The organism is Mycolicibacterium obuense, from assembly GCF_055397605.1.
This window is the reverse complement of the sequence record NZ_AP043663.1, coordinates 4,550,709-4,575,073: the sequence shown is the minus strand read 5'-3', so window position 1 is coordinate 4,575,073 and position 24,365 is coordinate 4,550,709. Positions and strand designations below refer to the sequence as shown.

Annotated in this window: 8 protein-coding genes; 7 read left to right on the top strand and 1 reads right to left on the bottom strand. The window is 65.2% G+C overall.

Annotation, left to right across the window (positions count from 1 at the left end):
- Positions 1–176 precede the first annotated feature (176 nt).
- From ACZ50N_RS21905 to ACZ50N_RS21890, 4 genes are all read left to right on the top strand, one after another.
- Positions 177–1,187 carry a helix-turn-helix transcriptional regulator gene (locus tag ACZ50N_RS21905; protein WP_073682118.1) on the top strand — a complete coding sequence of 337 codons (1,011 nt, stop codon included), beginning with the start codon at positions 177–179 and terminating at the stop codon, positions 1,185–1,187.
- Positions 1,188–1,238: 51 nt separating this feature from the next.
- Positions 1,239–1,427, top strand: coding sequence for a hypothetical protein (locus ACZ50N_RS21900; protein ID WP_046362317.1), 189 nt, complete (start codon positions 1,239–1,241; stop codon positions 1,425–1,427).
- A gap of 199 nt (positions 1,428–1,626) precedes the next feature.
- Positions 1,627–2,838 carry an acetyl-CoA C-acetyltransferase gene (locus ACZ50N_RS21895; RefSeq protein WP_046362318.1) on the top strand — a complete coding sequence of 404 codons (1,212 nt, stop codon included), beginning with the start codon at positions 1,627–1,629 and terminating at the stop codon, positions 2,836–2,838.
- Between the two features lie 11 nt (positions 2,839–2,849).
- On the top strand, positions 2,850–5,012 hold the full coding sequence (locus ACZ50N_RS21890) for a 3-hydroxyacyl-CoA dehydrogenase NAD-binding domain-containing protein (protein WP_464470017.1): 2,163 nt from the start codon (positions 2,850–2,852) through the stop codon (positions 5,010–5,012).
- Here ACZ50N_RS21890 and ACZ50N_RS21885 read toward each other — a convergent pair.
- Entirely contained in the window at positions 5,009–5,200 is a 192-nt protein-coding gene (locus ACZ50N_RS21885) for a hypothetical protein (RefSeq protein ID WP_131705462.1), read from the bottom strand. The two genes, ACZ50N_RS21890 and ACZ50N_RS21885, sit on opposite strands and share 4 nt — an antisense overlap.
- 70 nt (positions 5,201–5,270) lie before the next feature.
- On the opposite strand from ACZ50N_RS21885, the gene ACZ50N_RS21880 reads away from it, so the two are divergent.
- The 3 genes from ACZ50N_RS21880 (at position 5,271) to ACZ50N_RS21870 (ending at position 24,357) form a co-directional block, all read left to right on the top strand.
- Entirely contained in the window at positions 5,271–6,245 is a 975-nt protein-coding gene (locus tag ACZ50N_RS21880) for a helix-turn-helix domain-containing protein (RefSeq protein ID WP_048423819.1), read from the top strand.
- Positions 6,246–6,268: 23 nt separating this feature from the next.
- Positions 6,269–7,261 carry an LLM class F420-dependent oxidoreductase gene (locus tag ACZ50N_RS21875; RefSeq protein WP_073682120.1) on the top strand — a complete coding sequence of 331 codons (993 nt, stop codon included), beginning with the start codon at positions 6,269–6,271 and terminating at the stop codon, positions 7,259–7,261.
- A 1,163-nt stretch (positions 7,262–8,424) separates the two neighbouring features.
- Positions 8,425–24,357, top strand: a complete 15,933-nt coding sequence (locus ACZ50N_RS21870) for an Ig-like domain-containing protein (RefSeq protein WP_464473765.1) — start codon at positions 8,425–8,427, stop codon at positions 24,355–24,357.
- Positions 24,358–24,365: the final 8 nt, after the last annotated feature.

Below are 24,365 nucleotides of genomic sequence, written 5' to 3'. Positions count from 1 at the left end.
TGGGACGAGAGTTGGGTGCCGACCAGCCTAGGAACGGCGCCGTGCACCGACCATGGGAGAAATCTCCCAAATCGGCGCACCGTTTCCGGGCTGCCTCGCACCGGAAACCTTCCGGAAACACCGGCTGCCCATGATGGCGTGACGGACCGGGGTGACGGCGAGGGAAACGCGTGGGTATGGCTGGGATCTACGGCGACGTCCTCGGCAGTGCGATGAGCATGGAGACTCGCGCCCACGATGTGCTCGACGCGCTGGGCTCGCGCGCAGCCTCGTCGGCGTCGGCGATCTGTCTGTGGGACCCGATCCAGCGCCGTCACGTGGGGGTCGCCAACCGCGACTATCCCGACCAGGTGATGGAGCACTTCAATTCGTGGTTCGTCGACAACGACCCGCTGTTCGATGCGATGCGTGTCCACGGCCTCGGGGCGCTGCGCTGGCGCGATTTCCCCGATTACCGCGAGGGCTACTCGGTCAACAAGGTGTTCAGGCCGGCAGGATTCGACGAAGGCTTGTCCGCTCGGCTGGTCACCGCCGACGGCACCTACGTCGGCACGATCCACGTCAACTGTGACGACCCGCGGTATCCGAGCGACGCCGACGTGGCGGAGATCAACGCGTTGCGCGCGCAGATGGCCGAGCAACTCGATTTCTCGGTGCGTCCGAGGATGGTGGCCGAGCTGGTGGCGCCGCAGGCGCAGGCGTGGGCTGTCGACGACCACGGCCGCGTGCACCTGTTGCGGCGCGGGGACACGACGACCGAGGAGCTGGCTCCGGGTGTCATCGGCGATCTCGCGCGCACGTTTCGCACCGCCGCCGCATTCGCCGTGGACGGACTGAGGTTCCACGACGGCACCTCGTGGCTGCACGTGCGGCGCATCGGCACCTCGCCGCGATTCCGCGGCGACAGCCTGGGCGCGGTTCTGCTGGTGACGCGAGCGGCGTTGCCGCTGGGAATCACGGCGCGCGAACTGGATGCGCTGACCCTGGCCGTGTGCGGCCTGACCAATACACAGATTGCGGCGCACCTCTTCATCAGCGCTCGCACAGCGGGCCACCATCTGGAAAGCGTGTCGGCGAAGATGGGCGCGCCGAATCGGGCGGCGTGCGCCTCGCAGGCCGTCGCGCTCGGCCTGTTGTCGGCCCACGTTCTCCGAGGTCTGGGCGGCCGGCGATCCCTGGCGGTCTGACGTCACACTCTTGTAGGTGTGAACGCACCACGTCGGGGAAACACCCCGCACATGGCTACCTACCGTGTGCTCAATCCCAAGGGTGACGTCGTCGATACCAAGGACATCGAGAGCGCCGAGGACGCGCACGCATGGTTCGTGGACCAGAAGGCGGACAACTCCGAGCTGGGATGGCGCATGGAGGTCGAGCACGACGGCGAGTGGTCGTTCTTCGACGACTCCGAGGGCACACCCGACTAGCCCCCTTTCCCGCGAGCAGACAGTAACTCGAGCTATCTGGCCTCAGATAGCTCGAGTTCGCGTCTGTTCGCCCACATCATCCAGGGCCCAACCAAGCGGTTGGGCGAGGCTGCTAGCATGCCGCTAGAGGAGCAGCCTCCCCGCGACGTCCGGCATGGACGCACCGCGGAATCCGATCTGAACAGGACCTGGAGATCACATGTCCGAAGAAGCCTTCATCTATGAGGCAATCCGTACGCCACGCGGTAAGCAGCGCGGCGGTTCGCTGAACGAGATCAAGCCCGTCAACCTGGTCGTCGGCCTGGTCGACGAGATCCGTGCTCGCTACCCCGACCTGGACGAGAACCTGATCAGCGACGTGATCCTGGGTGTCGTGTCCCCGGTCGGCGATCAGGGCGGCGACATCGCCCGCACCGCGGTGCTGGTGGCGGGTCTGCCGGAGACCACCGGCGGCTTCCAGCTCAACCGGTTCTGCGCCTCCGGCCTGGAGGCCGTCAACCTGGGTGCCCAGAAGGTCGCCTCGGGCTGGGACGACCTGGTGCTCGCCGGCGGTGTCGAGTCGATGAGCCGCGTGCCGATGGGTTCTGACGGTGGCGCCTGGGCCGGAGATCCCGAGACCAACTACCGCGTCGGCTTCGTGCCGCAGGGCATCGGTGCCGATCTGATCGCCACCATCGAGGGTTTCTCCCGTGAGGACGTCGACGCCTACGCAGCCCGCTCGCAGGAGCGCGCCGCGGCGGCCTGGTCGGGCGGCTACTTCGCCAAGTCCGTGGTCCCGGTGAAGGACCAGAACGGCCTCGTCGTGCTCGACCACGACGAGCACATGCGTCCCGGCACCACCGTGGAAAGCCTGGGCAAGCTCAAGTCCGCCTTCGAGGGGTTGGGTGCCATGGGTGGCTTCGACGATGTGGCGCTGCAGAAGTACCACTCGATAGAGAAGATCAACCACGTCCACACCGGCGGCAACAGCTCGGGCATCGTCGACGGCGCCGCGCTGGTGCTGATCGGCAGTGAGAAGGCCGGCCAGTCGCAGGGGCTGACTCCGCGTGCCCGCATCGTCGCCACCGCGACGTCCGGAGCGGACCCGGTGATCATGCTGACCGGCCCGACGCCGGCCACCAAGAAGGTGCTCGAGCGCGCCGGTCTGACGGTCGACGACATCGACCTGTTCGAGCTGAACGAGGCCTTCGCCTCCGTGGTGATGAAGTTCCAGAAGGACCTGAACATCCCGGACGAGAAGCTCAACGTCAACGGTGGCGCCATCGCGATGGGCCACCCGCTGGGCGCCACCGGCGCCATGATCACCGGAACCATGGTCGACGAGCTCGAGCGTCGCGGTGCCAAGCGTGCGCTGATCACGCTGTGCGTCGGCGGCGGCATGGGCGTGGCCACCATCATCGAGCGCGTCTAGGAGATATGACCATGGCAGAGAACACGATTCAGTGGGACAAGGATGCCGACGGCATCGTCACCCTGACGCTGGATGACCCCACCGGGTCGGCCAACGTGATGAACGAGCACTACAAGGAGTCCATGCACAACGCCGTCGAGCGGCTTGAGCAGGAAAAGGATTCGATCACCGGCGTGGTGATCGCGAGCGCGAAGAAGACGTTCTTCGCCGGCGGTGACCTCAAGGGCATGATGAAGGTCGGCCCCGAGAACGCCGCGGAATCCTTCGCCGAGGTGGAGTTCATCAAGGCCGACCTGCGCAAGCTCGAGACGCTTGGCGTGCCCGTGGTCGCCGCCATCAACGGTGCCGCCCTCGGCGGTGGCCTGGAGATCGCGCTGGCCTGTCATCACCGCATCGCCGCCGACACGAAGGGTGTCGTCATCGGCCTGCCGGAGGTCACCCTGGGCTTGCTGCCCGGCGGCGGCGGTGTCGCGCGCACCGTGCGGATGTTCGGCGTGCAGAAGGCGTTCATGGAGGTCCTCTCGCAGGGCACGCGTTTCAAGCCGGGCAAGGCCAAGGACGTCGGCCTGGTCGACGAATTGGTCGGCAGCGTCGAGGAACTGGTGCCACGCGCCAAGGCTTGGATCAAGGAAGAGCTCAAGGCCAATCCCGATACCGTTGCGGTGCAGCCGTGGGATCAGAAGGGCTACAAGATGCCCGGCGGGACACCGTCGCATCCGGCTCTCGCGGCGATCCTGCCGTCGTTCCCGGCGCTGCTGAAGAAGCAGCTCAAGGGTGCGCCGATGCCGGCGCCGCGCGCCATCCTCGACGCGGCCGTCGAGGGTGCGCAGGTCGACTTCGACACCGCCACCCGCATCGAGAGCCGCTACTTCGTCTCGCTGGTCACCGGGCAGACCGCCAAGAACATGATCCAGGCGTTCTTCCTGGACCTGCAGGCGATCAACGGTGGCGCATCGCGTCCCGAAGGTATCGCCAAGCAGGAGATCCGAAAGATCGGTGTGCTGGGCGCGGGCATGATGGGCGCAGGCATCGCCTACGTCTCGGCCAAGGCCGGCTACGACGTTGTGCTCAAAGACGTTTCGCAGGAAGCCGCCGACAAGGGCAAGGGCTACTCCGAGAAGATCGAGGCCAAGGCGCTGGAGCGCGGTCGCACCACCGAGGAGAAGTCCACGGCGCTGCTGGGCCGGATTCATCCGACCGCCGATCCGCAGGATCTCAAGGGCGTGGACTTCGTGATCGAAGCTGTCTTCGAAAACCAGGACCTCAAGCACAAGGTGTTCCAGGAAATCGAGGACATCGTCGAGCCCAACGCCCTGCTGGGGTCCAACACCTCCACGCTGCCGATCACCGGTCTCGCGACTGGCGTGAAGCGCCAGGAAGACTTCATCGGCATTCACTTCTTCTCTCCGGTCGACAAGATGCCGCTGGTGGAGATCATCAAGGGCGAGAAGACTTCTGACGAGGCGCTGGCCCGGGTGTTCGACTACACGCTGGCGATCGGCAAGACGCCGATCGTGGTCAATGACAGCCGCGGCTTCTTCACCTCTCGCGTCATCGGCACGTTCGTCAACGAGGCGCTGGCGATGCTGGGCGAGGGTGTGCCCGCGGCCAGCATCGAGCAGGCCGGTGCTCAGGCCGGCTACCCGGCGGCGCCGCTGCAGCTCTCCGACGAGCTCAATCTGGAGCTGATGCAGAAGATCGCCAACGAAACCCGCAAGGCAACCGAGTCCGCCGGCGGCAGCTATGAGCCGCACCCCGGCGAGGCTGTGGTGAACAAGATGATCGAGATCGGTCGTCCGTCGCGGCTCAAGGGTGCCGGCTTCTATGAGTACGTCGACGGCAAGCGCGTCGGCCTGTGGGAAGGCCTGGCGGAGACCTTCGGCGCGGGGAACACCGAGATGCCGTTGCAGGACATGATCGATCGGATGCTGTTCGCCGAGGCGCTCGAGACGCAGAAGTGTCTCGACGAAGGCGTGCTGACCTCGACCGCCGATGCGAACATCGGCTCGATCATGGGCATCGGCTACCCGCCCTACACCGGCGGGTCGGCGCAGTTCATCGTCGGCTACCAGGGCGCCGGCGGCGTGGGCAAGGACGCCTTCGTCGCGCGGGCGAAGGAACTGGCGGCCAAGTACGGCGAGCGGTTCACCCCGCCGAGCTCGCTGACCAGCTAAGCGTCATCAGTCGAATCCCTCGGAGCCGCAACGGTTCCGGGGGATTCGTCATATGTGAGAGCGGCCGAGGTGGCCGGCGGGGTGACGCCGTGCGCAACGCCGTGGCCGGCGTGGATGCCCGCGACGAATTCTCGGAGCACGCCGAAGAATCGATGATCGGTGATGCGGGGCGGTCGTTTGTAGAACATGACTCGATCATGCGGGGGCTACCGTCGCACGAACAGTGGCCCTGAGGCCACTGTTCGTTAGGATAGTGCCATGCATACCGTGGCGATCTTGGCCTATGACGGGATGACGGGTTTCGAGACGGGCCTCGCCGCCGAGATCTTCGGCATCACCGAGCTCAACGAGAAGTTCTCTGCCGGCATCACCGCACCCTGGTATTCGGTGCAACTGTGCGCCGAGGTCCCCGAGGTTCGCCTCCTCGGTGGCGCGACGGTGCGGACGTCCTACGGTCTGGCCGAGCTGGCCGACGCCGACACCGTGGTGATTCCCAGCGTGCGTGACATCGACGAGCCTGTCTCGCCCGCGCTCGTCGACGCGCTGAAGGCTGCTGATCGCCGCGGCGCGCGCCTGGTCTCCATCTGTTCCGGGGCGTTCGCGCTGGCCGAAGCGGGAGTGCTGGACGGACGATCGGCGACCACGCACTGGCTCTACGCAGATGCCATGCAGCGTCGATACCCCGATGTCCAGATCGATCGCGCGCCGCTGTACGTCGACAACGGCAGGGTGCTCACGAGTGCAGGGTGCGCGGCCGGTCTCGACCTGTGCCTGCACATCGTGCGCTGCGATCACGGTGCCGCCGTGGCCAATGACGTCGCGCGACGGCTGGTGATCGCGCCCCACCGTGCCGGCGGGCAGGCGCAGTACATCGAGACACCGGTCCCCGAGCCGGCGGCCGATGGCCGGATCGCTGCGGGCATGGCGTGGGCGTTGGAGCATCTCGACACCCCGATCACGCTGGACGACCTGGCCGCTCAGTGCGCGATGTCGCGGCGCAGTTTCCTCCGCCAGTTCGCCAAGGCCACCGGAAGCACCCCGATCAAATGGCTGATCGAACAGCGCGTGCTCGCCAGCTTGCCGCTGCTGGAATCGTCCCTGCTGTCGGTCGAGCAGGTCAGCGCGCGTGTCGGTTTCGAGTCACCGGTGACGTTCCGCTACCACTTCGTGCGCCAGATGCACACCACGCCGAGCGAATATCGCAGTTGCTTCGCTGGTGCGGTCGCGCCGTAGCCGGATGCGCTTAGAGTCGGGAGATCCGCTTCGGACTCTTCATCCCGCAAGGCTGGCGACTCGACCTGGTCGGCATCGATCCCAGCGATCAGTGGCAGGTGATGCGCGACCTCGCCACCTACGTCGACAGTGGCGACAGCTGGGACTCCCTGTGGGTGTACGACCACTTCCACACCGTGCCGGTGCCCACCGCTGAAGCGACCCACGAGGCGTGGTCGCTGATGGCCGCGTACGCGGCCAGCACCTCGCGGGTCAAGCTGGGGCAGATGTGCACCGCGATGAGCTACCGAAACCCGGCGTATCTGGCCAAAGTTGCAGCCACTTGCGACGTCATCTCCGGCGGCCGGATCCAGATGGGGATCGGCGGAGGCTGGTACGAACACGAATGGCGCGCCTACGGTTACGGATTCCCTTCCGCGGGTGCGCGACTCGCCCGCCTCGACGAGGGCGTGCAGATCATGGCGGACGCGTGGCGCGAAGGGGTCGTCAGCTTCACTGGCGAGCACTATCGCGTCGACGGTGCCATTGTCGCGCCGAAGCCGTTGCAGTCTGGGGGAATTCCGTTGTGGATCGCAGGCGGCGGAGAAAAGGTCACGCTGCGCATCGCGGCCAAGTACGCCCAGTACACCAACTTCACCTCCGAACCGGAGGGGTTCGCGCACAAGTCGAATGTGCTTGCCGCACATTGCCGAGACGTGGGCACCGACTTCGACGCGATCGTCCGGTCTGCGAACCTGAACATGATCGTCGGCACCACCGAGGCTGAGGTCGACGATCGTCGCGAGAGGGTGCGCGCCCGTATCGCCGCCCTGGCGGGCGACCCGGCCGCCGACGCGATGATCGACTCGATGCGCACCCCGCAGTCGGGAAGCGGCACACCCGAGCAGATCGTGGACACGCTGCAGAATCTCCGCGACCTCGGCTGCGAGTACGTCATCTGCTACTTCCCCGAGGCGGCCTACGACCGCTCGGGAATCGAGCTGTTCGAGCGCGAGGTCATGCCCGCGCTCGCCTGAGCGTTAGCGCGGAGGCAAACTCGCCGTCGCCCGAGCAGTACGTGGACTCCACGAAGCGCGACTCGCGGGGAAGTGGCCCGTCTGTTGCGCTCCCTTCGGCTCCGCGGTGGCGGCCAGATGTGTACGCAGGGTGCGGGCTGCTGCGTCGGTCGATGACAATCGAGCAACGTCGTTGCGTGGTGCCGTGCGGCGAGCCCGTGGCGGAGCGGTCTGCCGACGTCCGCCTCATCGGTAGCCGCTGAATCCTCTGGCGGTCAGTCGCTGGACAACAAGTTAGCGGCCTGGTGTCGGCGACCGTCGCAGCAAGTGAGTGATCTTCTGCGAGCCATGCCGGATAGCAGCTATTTCAACAGCCACTCGGTGCCAAAATTGCCGCAGGCAATAATTTTGCTAAAAATTGCTGATCTTCTGCTGCCGTTGACTTAATCTTTTCCTTGGTTGCGCGTTCATTGCCGGACTCGAGCGAGCGTTCAGCTAATTCTTCTGGCTCAGATGATTGTCGGGGGCGGCAATGAGGTTGCACAGTGTCGCATGCGCTCGAGGCGGGTCGACCCAATCGAGCGTCTCGCTTGTGATCGCGGGTGCAGCGCTGCAGATCCTGAGTCCAGCGTCAGGGGGGAACAGCATGCAGCAAATGGAGGACACCCATGTGTGCAGCTCCCCGCCATCGCGCTACCCGTACCGACGACGCGCCACCTGATCAGGACTTTTGGTCGGCAAGGCTGCTCTTGGCCGAGAGCAGCGATTCGGGCGCGACCAGGCACGCCCGCCGCGCCGCCCCGAGGTACGCCCTGCCTGTCGGCAGGATAGGGGCCCTCGCGGTCTCCCTAGGGGTGGGTTTCGCCGTGGCGAACTTCGCCGGCCTCGCACACGCGGACACCGAGACATCGGCCACGTCGCCAGGCCCGAAATTCCACAAGGCCGACGCGCGCCCGCACAAACTGTCCTCTCGCGGCACTGCAACCTCCGAGAATGCCAGTGGCGCTAACGCCACCGTTTCGGACTCTGCCGACGCGGGCGTTGCCAACGCGGGCGTGAAAGCCACCGGCGACCCGGGCGATCCTGATGTCGCGGCCGAGACCACCGACGAGGAGGGCGTCGATGCTGGGGTCGAAAGTGGCTCAGAAGAAGTCGCTCAACCGGAGGAGGGTGCAGTCCCTTCGGTGACTGGCTCCGGCCTGGAAGACGACGCTGAGGAGTCGGCTGCAGCTCCGTCTGAGGATCGAGGCGGCAACTCGGCCGACAAGGAACCATCGCCCTCCCCGCACGCCGACACCTCACAGGAAGAGGACGCAGGCGGAACTGACGTTGACGCGATGCCCGGTGCTGCCGGCAGGGATGGGGACGCCGAGCAGCCTCGCCAGGAGCCGGTCGCCCGGCCGCTGCGGACGAATTTCACACGTGGTGAGGACCACGTGAGCGCTGCGGCGATGTCCGCACCGCCCGTGGAGCAAGAAGTCGCGGCGGTCCAGGTGATGACCGCATTGGTCTCAGGCGCCATCTCCCCGCTCCTCGACCCGCATGCGCCCGCGACCGCCCCGTGGTTCGACGGGCTGCTTGCGTGGGTCCGCAGACAGATCCAACACACATTCTTCAACGAGTCACCCGTCTACGGCCCGGTCGAGAGCCATCAGATCCTCACGGGACAGGTGCTCGTCGACCTCCATGCCTACGACCCCAACGGCGATCCGTTGACGTACACGATCGTGCAACCGGCTCACGGTCGTGTCACGCGAGATCCGGTCACGGGTCAGTTCATCTACACACCGACGTCTGTCGTGACGGGCAACCCCGTGCAAGACAGCTTCAAAGTCATCATCAGCGACGGTAGTGAGGATCTGCGCGGTCCGTTCAAGATCATGCGGTTGGTCTTCCACACCCTCGCCAGGGCGATTGGTATCGCAGAACGGGACGACGTGACGGTCACTGTTCCGGTGACCGTCAATCCGACCGTCTCGGTGCCACCCGTTGTGGTGACGACAGGCGCGGGCACCTACGTAGTGGGAGCGGATCCCGTAAAGCTGTTGTCGGGCGCAATCATCACAGACGCCGACTCGACGAAATTGCTATCGGCAACTGTGTCGCTGACCAATGGCCGAAGCGGAGACCTACTGACTTACACCGCGCCGCCCGGAAATCCAGTGACAGCGCAATGGAACGCCACCACGAAGATTCTCACCTTGTCCGGATCGGCGACGCTTGCGCAATATGAAGCTGCGCTACAGGCGATTTCGTTCTCGACGACGCAGGGAGGCGCGCCGCGGATCGCCTCGATCACTGTAAAGGACGATAGCGGCTTACAAAGTCTGGTTGGTGGAGTCGCCTCGGTCATCGTGGTGGCCACTCCGCCGTTGCTTGTCGTCACGCCGGTGGCGGTTGGCATGTCGGGAACTGCGGTACGTGTGTCACCGGTGGTCTCTATCACCGATCTGGATTCGCAGAAGTTGTCGTCGGCAACTGTCACCGTGCAGAACGCCGCAGCGGGCGATGTACTCGGATATGGCACGCTACCCACTGGCGTGACGGCAACGGTCACCGGTGGGTCGGTGACGTTCGTCGGCGCCGCTACCGTGGCGGCATATCAGCAATTGCTGCAGTCGGTCACGCTGACATCGGCCGACGTGGGCGTCAAGACCGTGACGTTCGCAGTCACTGACGACCAATCCGAGAGCAGCGTTCCGGTGAGCACCGTGGTCACCGTCGTTGGTCTGCCGGTCAATGTGCCGCCGTTGGTGGTGGTTTCGCCGGTGGCGGCAGGTACCGCCGGCAGTCCGGTGACGGTGTCGCCGATTGTGTCGATCACTGATGTGGATTCGACCCAGTTGGGTTCGGCGACGGTGACGGCGTCGGGTGGCACGATTGGCTACGGCACTCTGCCCAGCGGGGTGACTGCGACACCGGGAACCAACTCGGTGACGTTCGCCGGTGCGGCGAGTGTTGCCGCGTATCAACAACTTCTGCAGTCGATCACGCTCACTTCGGGCGGTGCTGCGATCGTCACGGTGACGTTCACGGTGGTCGATGATCAGGGTAAGGCGAGTGTGCCGGCCACATCGGTGGTGACGGTGCTGGGTGTTCCGGTGGCTGCGCCGCCGTTGGTTGTGGTGGCGCCGGTGGCGGCGGGCACCGCCGGCAGTCCGGTGACGGTGAGCCCTGTCGTCGTGATCACCGATATCGACTCGTCCCAATTGGCGTCGGCGACCGTGACCGCTTCGGGTGGCACGATCGGCTACGGAACTCTGCCCAGTGGGGTCACCGCGACGCCGGGTGCGGGTTCGGTGACGTTCACCGGTGCGGCCAGTGTCGCTGCGTATCAGCAGTTGCTGCAGTCGATTACTTTGACCAGCAGCACCGGGATTGTCACGGTGACGTTCACGGTGGTCGATGATCAGGGTAAGGCGAGTGTGCCGGCGTCGTCGGTGGTGACGGTGCTGGGTGTTCCGGTGGCTGCGCCGCCGTTGGTGGTGGTCGCCCCGGTGGCGGCGGGTACCGCCGGCAGTCCGGTGACGGTGAGTCCTGTCGTCGTGATCACCGATATCGACTCGTCCCAATTGGCGTCGGCCACCGTGACGGCATCGGGTGGAACCATTGGCTACGGAACTCTGCCGAGCGGGGTCACTGCGACGCCGGGAACCAACTCGGTGACGTTCGCCGGTGCGGCCAGTGTGGCCGCGTATCAGCAGTTGCTGCAGTCGGTCACATTGACATCGGGCAGCGCGGGCATCGTGACCGTGAGCTTCACGGTGGTTGATGATCAGGGTAAGGCGAGTGTGCCGGCCACATCGGTGGTGACGGTGTTGGGTCTGCCGGTGGCTGCGCCGCCTCTGGTTGTGGTGGCGCCGGTGGCGGCGGGGACGGCCGGTAGTGCGGTGACGGTGTCGCCGGTTGTTTCGATCACCGATATTGATTCGACTCAATTGGCGTCGGCGACGGTGACCGCTTCGGGTGGCACGATTGGCTACGGAACTTTGCCCTCGGGTGTGGTTGCGACGCCGGGTGCGGGTTCGGTGACGTTCACCGGTGCGGCCAGTGTCGCTGTCTACGAACAACTTCTGCAGTCGATCACATTGACCAGCGGCACTGGGATTGTCACGGTGACATTCAGTGTGGTCGATGATCAGGGAGAGGCGAGTGTGCCGGCCACATCGGTGGTGACGGTGCTGGGTGTTCCGGTGGCTGCGCCGCCGTTGGTTGTGGTGGCGCCGGTGGCGGGGGGTACCGCCGGTAGTGCGGTGACGGTGTCGCCGATTGTTTCGATCACCGATATTGATTCGACCCAGTTGGCGTCGGCGACGGTGACCGCTTCGGGTGGCGCGATCGGCTACGGCATCCTGCCGAGCGGGGTGACTGCGACGCCGGGTGCGGGTTCGGTGACGTTCACCGGTGCGGCCAGTGTCGCTGTCTACGAACAACTTCTGCAGTCGATCACATTGACCAGCGGCACTGGGATTGTCACGGTGACATTCAGTGTGGTCGATGATCAGGGAGAGGCGAGTGTGCCGGCCACATCGGTGGTGACGGTGCTGGGTGTTCCGGTGGCTGCGCCGCCGTTGGTGGTGGTTTCGCCGGTGGCGGGGGGTACCGCCGGTAGTGCGGTGACGGTGTCGCCGATTGTTTCGATCACCGATATTGATTCGACCCAGTTGGCGTCGGCGACGGTGACCGCGTCGGGTGGCACCATTGGCTACGGCGCCCTGCCGAGCGGGGTGACTGCGACGCAGGGTGCGGGTTCGGTGACGTTCACCGGTGCGGCCAGTGTTGCCGCGTATCAGGATCTGCTGGAGTCGATCACGCTGACCGCTAGCAGTGCGGGGATCGTGAGCGTGAGCTTCACCGTCATCGATGACCAAGGTAAGGCGAGTGTGCCGGCCACATCGGTGGTGACGGTGCTCGGTGTTCCGGTGGCCGCGCCGCCGTTGGTGGTGGTTTCGCCGGCGGCAGCGGGCACCACCGGCAGTCCGGTGACGGTGAGTCCTGTCGTCGTGATCACCGATGTGGATTCGACGCAGTTGGGTTCGGCGACGGTGACCGCGTCGGGTGGCACCATCGGCTACGGCACCCTGCCGAGCGGGGTGACCGCGACACCGGGAACCAACTCGGTGACGTTCGCCGGTGCGGCCAGTGTCGCTGCCTATCAACAGCTTCTGCAGTCGATCACATTGACCAGCGGCACCGGGATTGTCACGGTGACGTTCACGGTGGTCGATGATCAGGGTAAGGCGAGTGCGCCGGCGTCGTCGGTGGTGACGGTGCTGGGTGTTCCGGTGGCCGCGCCGCCTCTGGTTGTGGTGGCGCCGGTGGCGGCGGGTACCGCCGGTAGTGCAGTCACCGTGAGCCCTGTCGTCGTGATCACCGATGTTGACTCGACCCAATTGGGTTCAGCGACGGTGACCGCGTCGGGTGGCACCATCGGCTACGGCACCCTGCCCGGCGGGGTCACCGCGACACCGGGAACCAACTCGGTGACGTTCGCCGGTGCGGCCAGTGTCGCTGCCTATCAACAGCTTCTGCAGTCGATCACATTGACCAGCGGCACCGGGATTGTCACGGTGACGTTCACGGTGGTCGATGATCAGGGTAAGGCCAGTGTGCCGGCCACATCGGTGGTCACCGTGCTGGGTCTGCCGGTGGCGGCGCCGCCGTTGGTTGTGGTGGCGCCGGTGGCAGCGGGTACCGCCGGTAGTGCGGTGACGGTGTCGCCGGTTGTTTCGATCACCGATGTGGATTCGACGCAGTTGGGTTCGGCGACGGTGACCGCTTCGGGTGGAACCATTGGCTATGGCACCCTGCCGAGCGGGGTCACCGTGACGCCGGGTGCGGGTTCGGTGACGTTCACCGGTGCGGCCAGTGTCGCTGCCTACGAACAACTTCTGCAGTCGATCACATTGACCAGCGGCACCGGGATTGTCACGGTGACATTCACGGTGGTCGATGATCAGGGCGAGGCCAGTGTGCCGGCCACATCGGTGGTGACGGTGCTGGGTGTTCCGGTGGCTGCGCCGCCGTTGGTTGTGGTGGCGCCGGTGGCGGGGGGTACCGCCGGTAGTGCGGTGACGGTGTCGCCGATTGTTTCGATCACCGATATTGACTCGACCCAATTGGCGTCGGCGACGGTGACCGCTTCGGGTGGCACGATCGGCTACGGCATCCTGCCGAGCGGGGTGACTGCGACGCCGGGTGCGGGTTCGGTGACGTTCACCGGTGCGGCCAGTGTCGCTGCCTATCAACAACTTCTGCAGTCGATCACGCTGAGCGCTAGCAGTGCCGCGATCGTCACGGTGACATTCAGTGTGGTCGATGATCAGGGAGAGGCGAGTGTGCCGGCCACATCGGTGGTGACGGTGCTCGGTGTTCCGGTGGCTGCGCCGCCGTTGGTTGTGGTGGCGCCGGTGGCGGGGGGTACCGCCGGCAGTGCGGTGACGGTATCGCCGATTGTTTCGATCAGCGACCTAGATTCGACACATTTGACATCAGCAACTGTCAAAGTCGCTGGATCAGCGGGAGCCGCACTGGGCTACGGCACCCTGCCACCCGGCGTTGTTGCAGCAGAAGGCTCGAATTCGGTGACTTTCACCGGTGCGGCATCGGTTGATGAGTATCAGCAATTGCTGCAGTCGGTCACAGTGAGTTCGTCATCCGCTGGCCTGAGCGCCGTGTCGTTCGAGGTGACTGATGATCAGGGGAACACCAGCGCGCTCGCGACTACCATTGTGACTCTCCTCGGTCTCGCCTTGGCCGCAGCGCCGTTGGTTGTGACCGCACCGACTGCTGCGGGTGTCAAAGGCAGTGCGATCACAGTCAGTCCGACAGTTGTCATCTCGGACATTGATTCGACAAGTGTTACGGCAGCGACGGTGTCGGCTTCGTCGGGCTCGCTGTCATACGGAGCGCTACCCGTAGGTGTCACTGCGACGTCAGGTGCGGGTTCGGTTACATTCACCGGTGCTGCCTCGGTTGAAGCGTATGCGCAACTGTTGCAGTCGATCACGCTTACATCGAGCGACGCAGGATTGTTGACTGTCAGTTTCTCTGTCACCGGCGACCAGGGCAAGACGAGTGTGCCGGCCACAACTGTGGTCACAGTCCTCAGCGCTCCGGTGGCAGTAGCGCCGCTCCTCGTCACTGTGCCGACAGCCGCCGGCACAGTGGGCAACGCCACTACGGTGAGCCCGGTGGTGGTGATCACCGATATCGATTCGGCGCAGTTGGGTTCGGCGACGGTGACGACGTCGGGTGGCACCTTGAGCTATGGCACGTTGCCAGCGGGTGTGGATGCGATCACGGGCGCGGGCTCGGTGACGTTCACCGGTGCTGCGTCGGTGGCCGACTATGAGCAGTTGCTGCAGTCGATCACATTGACATCGGGCAGTACCGGCATTGTCACCGTGACTTACACGGTGGTTGATGATCAGGGCAAGTCGAGTGTGCCGACGACGACGGCAGTGACTGTGTTGGGTGTTGCGGTCGCGTTGGCTCCGGTCCTCGTCACCGCGCCAATCGCGTCGGGTACCACGGGCACTGCGGTCACGGTCAGCCCTGCCGTCGTGATCACCGATATTGACTCGACCCAGTTGGGTTCGGCGACGGTGACGGCGTCGGGTGGCACGCTGAACTTCGGGACCCTGCCGAGCGGGGTGACTGCGACTCCAAGTACGGGTTCGGTGACTTTCACCGGTGCGGCCAGTGTTGCTGCGTATCAGCAGTTGCTGCAGTCGATCACGCTCACTTCGGGCGGTGCAGGGATTGTCACGGTGACGTTCACGGTGGTCGATGATCAGGGCAAGTCAAGTGTGCCGGCCACGACCGCGGTCACTGTATTGGGTGTTCCGGTCGCGGTAGCCCCGATCGTCGTCACGGCACCGCTTGCCTCCGCGACGACCGGCAGCGCGGTAACGGTCAGTCCCGTGGTGGTCATCACCGATGTTGACTCGACCCAGCTGGCGTCGGCGACGGTGACCGCGTCGGGCGGCACCATCGGCTACGGAGCCCTCCCCAGTGGGGTTGTTGCGACTCCGGGTGCGAACTCGGTGACGTTCACTGGTGCCGCATCGGTGGCTGCGTATCAGGAACTGCTGCAGTCGATCACGCTGACTTCCAACAGTGCCGCGATCGTCACGGTGACGTTCAGTGTGATCGATGGTCAGGGTGAGGCGAGTGTGCCGGCCACATCGGTGGTGACGGTGCTCGGTGTTCCGGTGGCTGCGCCGCCGTTGATAGTGGTGGCGCCGGTGGCGACGAGTACCGCCGGTAGTGCGGTGACGGTGTCGCCGATTGTTTCGATCACCGATGTGGATTCGACACAGTTTGGTTCGGCGACGGTGACCGCTTCGGGTGGCACCATTGGCTACGGCACTCTGCCGAGCGGGGTGACTGCGACGCAGGGCGCGGGTTCGGTGACGTTCACCGGTTCGGCCAGTCTTGCCGCGTATCAGGAACTGCTGCAATCGATCACATTGACATCGGGCAGCGCGGGCATCGTGACCGTGAGCTTTACGGTGGTTGATGATCAGGGTAAGTCGAGTGCGCCGGCGACGACAGCGGTCACGGTGTTGGGTGTTCCGGTCGCGGTGGCTCCGGTGGTAGTTGCCGCGCCGATCGCGTCCGGCACTTCCGGGACCGCGATCACTGTGAGTCCCGTAGTGGTCATCACTGACATCGATTCGACCCAACTCGCGTCGGCGACGGTGATTACGTCGGGTGGCACGCTGAACTTCGGGACCCTGCCGAGCGGAGTGACTGCGACTCCAGGTGCGGGTTCGGTGACGTTCACCGGTGCCGCGTCGGTGGCCGCGTATCAGGAACTGCTGCAATCGATCACGGTGACCGCTGGCAGCGCGGGCATCGTGACCGTGAGCTTCACCGTAGTTGATGATCAGGGCAAGTCGAGTGTGCCGGCGACGACAGCGGTCACTGTGTTGGGTGTTCCTGTCGCAATCGCGCCGGTGCTGGTGTCAGCTCCGACCGCAGCCGGGATCACCGGTGCGGCGGTGACGGTGAGTCCCGTAGTCGTGATCACCGACATCGACTCGGCGCAGTTGGCATCGGCGACGGTCACCACCACGGGTGGCACGCTGAATTACGGAATCCTGCCCAGTGGGGTGACTGCGACACCGGGAACCAACTCGGTGACGTTCACCGGTGCTGCGTCGGTGGCTGCGTACGAGCAGTTGCTGCAGTCGATCACTCTCACCTCAGGCAGTGCCGGCATTGTCACGGTCACCCTCACCGTGGTTGATGATCAGGGCAAGTCGAGTGTGCCGGCGACGACGGCTGTCACTGTGTTGGGTGTTCCGGTCGCGGTCGCCCCGGTGGTGGTGACCGCACCGCTTGCTTCCGCGACGACCGGCAGCGCGGTCACGGTCAGTCCCGTGGTCGTCATTACTGACGTCGACTCGACCCAGCTCGCATCGGCGACGGTGACCGCTACAGGTGGCAGCATCGGCTACGGCACTCTGCCGAGCGGGGTGACTGCGACGCAGGGCGCGGGTACGGTGACGTTCACCGGTTCGGCCAGTCTTGCCGCGTATCAGGAACTGCTGCAATCGATCACATTGACATCGGGCAGCGCGGGAATCGTGACCGTGAGCTTCACGGTGGTTGATGATCAGGGTAAGTCGAGCGTGCCGGCGACGACAGCGGTCACGGTGTTGGGTGTTCTGGTCGCGGTGGCTCCGGTGGTCGTTGCCGCGCCGATCTCGTCCGGTACTTCCGGGACCGCAATCACTGTGAGTCCCGTGGTGGTCATCACTGACATCGATTCGACCCAGCTCGCGTCGGCGACGGTGACCGCGACGGGCGGTGGCACCATCGGCTACGGCACTCTGCCCAGGGGGGTTACCGCAACTCCGGGAACCAACTCGGTGACATTCACCGGTGCGGCCAGTGTTACCGCGTATCAAGAACTGCTGCAGTCCATCACGTTGAGCGCTGCTAGTGCCGGGATCGTGACGGTGAGCTTTACCGTAGTTGATGATCAGGGTAAGTCGAGTGTGCCGGCGACGACAGCAGTTACCGTGTTGGGTGTGCCGGTGGCGATTGCCCCGGTCGTGGTCACCGCCCCGACCGCCGCTGGGACCACCGGCAGCGCGGTCACGGTCAGTCCCGTGGTGGTCATCACCGACATCGATTCGACCCAGCTCGCATCGGCAACGGTCACCGCTACTGGTGGCAGCATCGGATACGGCACCCTCCCCAGCGGAGTGACCGCAACTCCGGGCGCGGATTCGGTAACGTTCACCGGTGCCGCATCGGTGGCTGCGTACGAGCAGTTGCTGCAGTCGATCACTCTCACCTCAGGCAGTGCCGGCATTGTCACGGTCACCCTCACCGTGGTTGATGATCAGGGCAAGTCGAGTGTGCCGGCGACGACGGCGGTGACGCTGTTGGGTGTTGCGGTCGCGGTGGCCCCGGTCGTGATCACCACCCCGGCCGCCGCCGGGACCACCGGTAGCGCGGTCACCGTCAGCCCGGCCGTCGTCATCACTGACATCGATTCGACCCAACTCGCGTCGGCGACGGTGACCGCGTCGGGTGGCACGATCGGCTACGGCACTCTGCCTTCGGGTGTGGTGGCGACGGCGGGTGCGGGTTCCGTGACGTTCACCGGTGCGGCGAGTATCGCTGCCTATGAACAACTTCTGCAGTCGATCACGCTGACCGCTAGCGGTGCCGCGATCGTCACGGTGACGTTCAGTGTGGTCGATGATCAGGGTGAGGCGAGTGTGCCGGCCACATCGGTGGTGACGGTGCTCGGTGTTCCGGTGGCTGCGCCGCCGCTGGTGGTGGTCGCCCCGGTGGCAGCGGGTACCGCCGGCAGCGCGGTCACGGTGAGCCCCGTCGTGGTGATCACCGACATCGATTCGACTCAACTCGCGTCGGCGACGGTGACGGCGTCGGGCGGGACCCTGAACTACGGGACCCTGCCCAGCGGGGTGATCGCGACACCGGGAACCAACTCGGTGACGTTCACCGGTGCGGCCAGTGTTACCGCCTATCAAGAACTGCTGCAATCGATTACTTTGACCAGCGGCACCGGGATTGTCACGGTGAGCTTCACCGTGGTCGATGATCAGGGCAAGTCGAGTGTGCCCACCAGTACGGCGGTCACCATGTTGGGTGTTCCGGTCGCGGTGGCTCCGGTGGTAGTGGCCGCGCCGATCGCGTCCGGCACTTCCGGGACCGCGATCACTGTGAGTCCCGTGGTGGTCATCACTGACATCGATTCGACCCAGCTCGCATCGGCGACGGTCACCGCTACTGGTGGCACCATCGGCTACGGCACTCTGCCCAGCGGGGTGACCGCAACTCCGGGCGCAAATTCGGTGACGTTCACCGGTGCGGCCAGTGTTACCGCCTATCAAGAACTGCTGCAATCGATTACTTTGACCAGCGGCACCGGGATTGTCACGGTGAGCTTCACCGTGGTCGATGACCAAGGTAAGTCGAGTGTGCCGGCGACGACAGCGGTTACGGTGCTGGGTGTGCAGGTGGCGATTGCCCCGGTCGTGGTCACCTCCCCGACCACCGCGGGGACCACCGGCAGCGCGGTCACGGTCAGTCCCGTGGTCGTCATCACCGACATCGACTCGACTCAACTGGCGTCGGCGACGTTGACGGCGTCGGGCGGGACCCTGAACTACGGGACCCTGCCCAGCGGGGTGATCGCGACACCGGGAACCAACTCGGTGACCTTCACCGGTGCCGCATCGGTGGCCGCGTATCAGCAACTGCTGCAGTCGATCACCCTCACCGCCAGCAGCGCCGGGATCGTCACGGTGAGCTTCACCGTCGTTGATGATCAGGGTAAGTCGAGTGTGCCGGCGACGTCAGCGGTCACTGTGTTGGGCGTGCCGGTCGCGATCGCGCCGGTGGTGGTCACCGCGCCGGTGGCGGCAGGGACGACTGGCTCGCCGGTCACCGTCAGCCCGGCGGTTGTCATCACCGACATCGACTCCACCCAACTGGCATCGGCGACGGTAAGCGCCACGGGTGGCACCATCGGCTACGGCACTCTGCCCAGTGGGGTGACTGCGACACCGGGAACTAACTCGGTGGCGTTCACCGGTGCCGCATCGGTGAACGCGTATCAGGAACTGCTGCAGTCCATCACGTTGACCGCTGGTAATGCGGGGATCGTGAGCGTGAGCTTCACGGTGGTTGATGATCAAGGTAAGTCGAGTGTGCCCGCGACGACGGCGGTCACTGTGTTGGGTGTTCCGGTGGCGATTGCCCCGGTCGTGGTCACCGCGCCGACCGCCGCCGGGACCACCGGCAGCGCGGTCACGGTCAGTCCCGTGGTCGTCATCACCGACATCGATTCGACTCAACTCGCATCGGCGACGGTGACGACGTCGGGCGGGACCTTGAACTACGGGACCCTGCCGAGCGGAGTGAGTGCGACTCCAGGTGCCAACTCGGTGACGTTCACCGGTGCTGCGTCGGTGGCTGCGTATCAGGAACTGTTGCAGTCGATCACGCTGACATCGGGGAGTGCCGGGATTGTGACGGTTACTTTCAGGGTGGTTGATGATCAGGGCAAGTCGAGTGTGCCGGCGACGACGGCGGTGACGCTGTTGGGTGTTCCGGTAGCGGTGGCACCGGTGGTGGTGGCCGCGCCGGTGGCGGCAGGGACGACTGGCTCGCCGGTCACCGTCAGCCCGGCGGTTGTCATCACCGATGTCGACTCGACGCAGCTGACGTCGGCGACGGTGACGGCGTCGGGCGGGACCCTGAATTTCGGGACCCTGCCTAGTGGGGTAACTGCGACGCCGGGCGTGAATTCGGTGACGTTCACCGGTGCGGCGTCGGTGGCCGCGTATCAGCAACTGCTGCAGTCGATCACGCTCACCGATGGCAGCGCCGGCATCGTGACGGTGACGTTCACGGTGGTTGATGATCAGGGTAAGTCGAGTGTGCCGACCACGACCGCGGTCACTGTGTTGGGTGTGCCGGTGGCGATTGCCCCGGTCGTGGTCACCGCCCCGACCGCCGCTGGGACCACCGGTGCGGCGGTGACGGTGAGTCCCGTAGTCGTGATCACCGATATCGATTCGGCGCAGCTGGCGTCGGCGACGGTGACGGCGTCAGGCGGGACCCTGAACTTTGGGACCCTGCCCAGTGGGGTGATCGCGACACCGGGTGCGGGTTCGGTGACGTTCACCGGTGCAGCCAGTGTTGCCGCGTATGAGCAATTGCTACAGTCGATCACAGTGACCGCTGGCAGTGCTGGCATTGTGACGGTGAGCTTCACCGTGGTTGATGATCAGGGCAAGTCGAGTGTGCCGGCGACGACGGCTGTCACTGTGTTGGGTGTTCCTGTCGCAATCGCGCCGGTGCTGGTGTCAGCTCCGACCGCAGCCGGGATCGCCGGTGCGGCGGTGACGGTGAGTCCCGTAGTCGTGATCACTGATATCGACTCGACGCAGTTGGGATCGGCGACGGTCACCACGACGGGTGGCGCGCTGAATTACGGGACCCTGCCCAATGGGGTGACCGCGACGCCGGGAACCAACTCGGTGACGTTCACCGGTGCTGCGTCGGTGGCTGCGTACGAGCAGTTGCTGCAGTCGATCACTCTCACCTCAGGCAGTGCCGGCATTGTCACGGTCACCCTCACCGTGGTTGATGATCAGGGCAAGTCGAGTGTGCCCACCAGTACATCGGTGACGGTGTTGGGTGTTCCGGTCGCGGTGGCTCCAGTGGTGGTGACCGCACCGCTTGCCTCCGCGACGACCGGCTCGCCAGTAATAGTCAGCCCGGTGGTGGTCATCACCGACATCGATTCGACTCAACTGGCGTCGGCGACGGTGACGGCGTCGGGCGGGACTCTGAACTTTGGGACCCTGCCGAGCGGAGTGACTGCGACTCCAGGTGCGGGTTCGGTGACGTTCACCGGTGCTGCGTCGGTGGCTGCGTATGAGCAGTTGCTGCAGTCGATCACGTTGAGCGCTGCTAGTGCCGGGATCGTGACGGTGAGCTTCACCGTTGTTGACGACCAGGGCAAGAGCAGCGTGCCGGCGACGACGGCGGTGACGCTGTTGGGTGTTCCGGTCGCGGTGGCACCGGTGGTGGTGGCCGCCCCGACGGCAGCAGGCACCACCGGCAGCGCGGTCACCGTCAGCCCGGCGGTCGTCATCACCGACATCGACTCCACCCAACTGGCATCGGCGACGGTAAGCGCCGCGGGTGGCACCCTGAATTACGGGACCTTGCCCAGTGGGGTGACTGCGACACCGGGAACAAACTCGGTGACCTTCACCGGTGCTGCGTCGGTGGCTGCGTACGAGCAATTGCTCCAGTCGATCACCCTCACCTCAGGCAGTGCTGGCATCGTGAGCGTGAGCTTCAGCGTGGTTGATGATCAGGGTAAGTCGAGTGTGCCGGCGACGACCGCTGTCACGGTTCTGGGTGTTCCGGTGGCGATTGCCCCGGTCATGGTCACCGCGCCGACCGCCGCTGGGACCACCGGTGCGGCGGTGACGGTGAGTCCCGTAGTCGTCATCACTGACGTCGACTCGACGCAGCTGACGTCGGCGACGGTGACCGCGTCCGACGGGACTCTGAACTACGGGACCCTGCCCAGTGGGGTGACTGCGACACCGGGAACAAACTCGGTGACCTTCACCGGTGCTGCGTCGGTGGCTGCGTACGAGCAATTGCTCCAGTCGATCACGGTGACCGCTGGCAGCGCGGGCATTGTCACGGTGAGCTTCACCGTTGTTGACGACCAGGGCAAGAGCAGCGTGCCGGCGACGACGGCGGTGACGCTGTTGGGTGTTCCGGTCGCGGTGGCACCGGTGGTGGTGGCCGCCCCGACGGCAGCAGGCACCACCGGCAGCGCGGTCACCGTCAGCCCGGCGGTCGTCATCACCGACATCGACTCCACCCAATTGGCATCGGCGACGGTAAGCGCCACGGGTGGCACCCTGAATTACGGGACCCTGCCCAGCGGCGTGACTGCGACACCGGGAACCAACTCGGTGACGTTCACCGGTGCGGCATCGGTGGTCGCGTATCAGGAGCTGCTGCAGTCGATCACGCTCACCTCGGGCAGTACCGCAATCGTCACGGTCACCTTCTCCGTGACCGACAACCAAGGCAAGTCCAGCGTGCCCGCCACGACGGCCGTCGCCGTGGTGACCGTACCCGTCGCCGCGGCGCCGGCATTGGTGACCTCGGTCGTCAGCGTGTCCTACACGGCCGGTGGTTCAGGGGTATCGGTTGATCCCAATGTCATTGTGCTGGATGCCGACTCGACCATGATGTCCGGTGCGGTGGTGTCGATAGTCGGCGGGGCGGCGGCAGGCGAGACGCTGGGCTTCGCCGCCCCTGCCGGAATCACCGGAAACTACAGCGGCGGGGTGCTCACATTCACAGGTACCGCATCACTGGCCGCCTATCAGCAGGCGCTGCGCTCCGTCACCTACGCGTCGAGCTCCTCGGCACCGGCTTCGATCGCCTCCATCTCCTTCGTCATCACCGACTCCACCGGCAAGGTCAGCGCACCGGCGCTGGTGGCCGTGACGGTGGTGGCGGCGCCCGTGAATGTCGCGCCGCTGGTGGTCACGTCGGTGACGAATGTGTCCTACAACGCCGGAAGCGCCGGCATCACAGTCGATCCCGGTGTCACGGTGCTCGACGTCGACTCGGCCAATCTCAGCGGCGCGATCGTCAAGATCACGGGAGCGTTCGCTGCCGGTGATGTCTTGACCTTCGCCCCGACAGGAAACATCAACGGCAATTACAACAACGCCACGGGCACACTGACTCTGACCGGTACGGGAACGATCGCCCAGTACCAGCAGGTGCTGCGCTCTGTGACCCTGGCGACCGCGGCCTCGGCGCCCGCCGCCATCAAGACGGTGACGTTCACGGTGTCCGATTCCCAGGGTGCGGCAAGCGCATCCAGCGCCGTGGCGATCACCGTCCTGGCCGCACCGGTCGACATCCCCCCGCTGCTGGTGACCTCGGTGACGAACGTGTCCTACACGGCCGGAAACGCCAGCGTCACAGTCGATTCCGGTATGGCAATTCTGGATCTGGACTCCTCGGCCATGGGAAGTGCCACCGTCAAGATCACGGGCAACTTCTCCACCGGCGACATCCTGACGTTCACGCCGCAAGCGGGAATCGTCGGCAGCTACAACAACGCTACGGGCACGCTGACCTTCACCGGAACTGCGCCGTTGGCCGATTATCAACAGCTGCTCCGTTCCGTGAAACTCTCGACGAGCTCCTCGGCATTGGCCTCGATCAAAACGGTGACGTTCACCGTCATCGACAACCAAGGCAGCGCAAGCCTTCCGGCACCCGTGACCGTCACGGTCCTGGCCGCGCCGATCAACATCGCTCCTCTGGTCGCGACTCTGCCCGGGCCGACCTACACCGCCGGCAACACCGCCGTGCAGGTCAACCCGTTGGTCACCGTCACCGATCTGGACTCGACCAACATGGCGAGCGCGACGGTCACGATCACCGGATTCGCCGCGGGGGACACGCTCGGCTTCACAACCGTCGGGAGCATCGTCGGTACCTACAGCAACGGCATCCTGCAATTGTCGGGGACCGCAACGGCGGCCCAGTACCAGCAGGTGTTGCAATCGATCACGTTCTCGAGCAGCGGATCCGCCTCAGCAGCAATCAAAACGGTCACCTACACGGTCACGGATGCGCAAGGCGCCACCAGCCCGACGGCGGCAACGACCGTCACCGTGCTGGCCAACACCGCCCCATTGCTGACGGCGCCGCTCGGGGGCACCGTCGTCCTGGGGCAGCAGTTGGTGAGCCCGACCGCGGTGATCGTCGACGACTCGTCGTACCTGCAGAGCGCCACCATCACGATCACCAACTTCCAGAGCGTGGACAGGCTCAACTACACCTCATCCGGCGGCATCACCGGCACGTACAACGTCTCGACAGGTGTTCTCGCGCTGACGGGGACCGCGTCGGTCAGCGATTACCAAGCCGTGTTGCAATCCCTGAAGTTCTCCAAGACCGGCCTGAACTTGCTCAGCACGCGCACCATCACGATGACCGTGCGGGATCAGCAGGGTCTGGACAGCAACACCGTCGCCGGCGTCCTGACCCTTTTGCTCTGACGGCGAAG

What these genes read in the sequence shown, in the direction of transcription:
- ACZ50N_RS21905 (WP_073682118.1), top strand. Translation starts at nt 177, where the DNA reads ATGGCTGGGATCTACGGCGACGTCCTCGGCAGTGCGATGAGCATGGAG.
- ACZ50N_RS21900 (WP_046362317.1), top strand. Translation starts at nt 1,239, where the DNA reads ATGGCTACCTACCGTGTGCTCAATCCCAAGGGTGACGTCGTCGATACC.
- ACZ50N_RS21895 (WP_046362318.1), top strand. Translation starts at nt 1,627, where the DNA reads ATGTCCGAAGAAGCCTTCATCTATGAGGCAATCCGTACGCCACGCGGT.
- ACZ50N_RS21890 (WP_464470017.1), top strand. Translation starts at nt 2,850, where the DNA reads ATGGCAGAGAACACGATTCAGTGGGACAAGGATGCCGACGGCATCGTC.
- ACZ50N_RS21885 (WP_131705462.1), bottom strand. Translation starts at nt 5,200, where the DNA reads ATGTTCTACAAACGACCGCCCCGCATCACCGATCATCGATTCTTCGGC.
- ACZ50N_RS21880 (WP_048423819.1), top strand. Translation starts at nt 5,271, where the DNA reads ATGCATACCGTGGCGATCTTGGCCTATGACGGGATGACGGGTTTCGAG.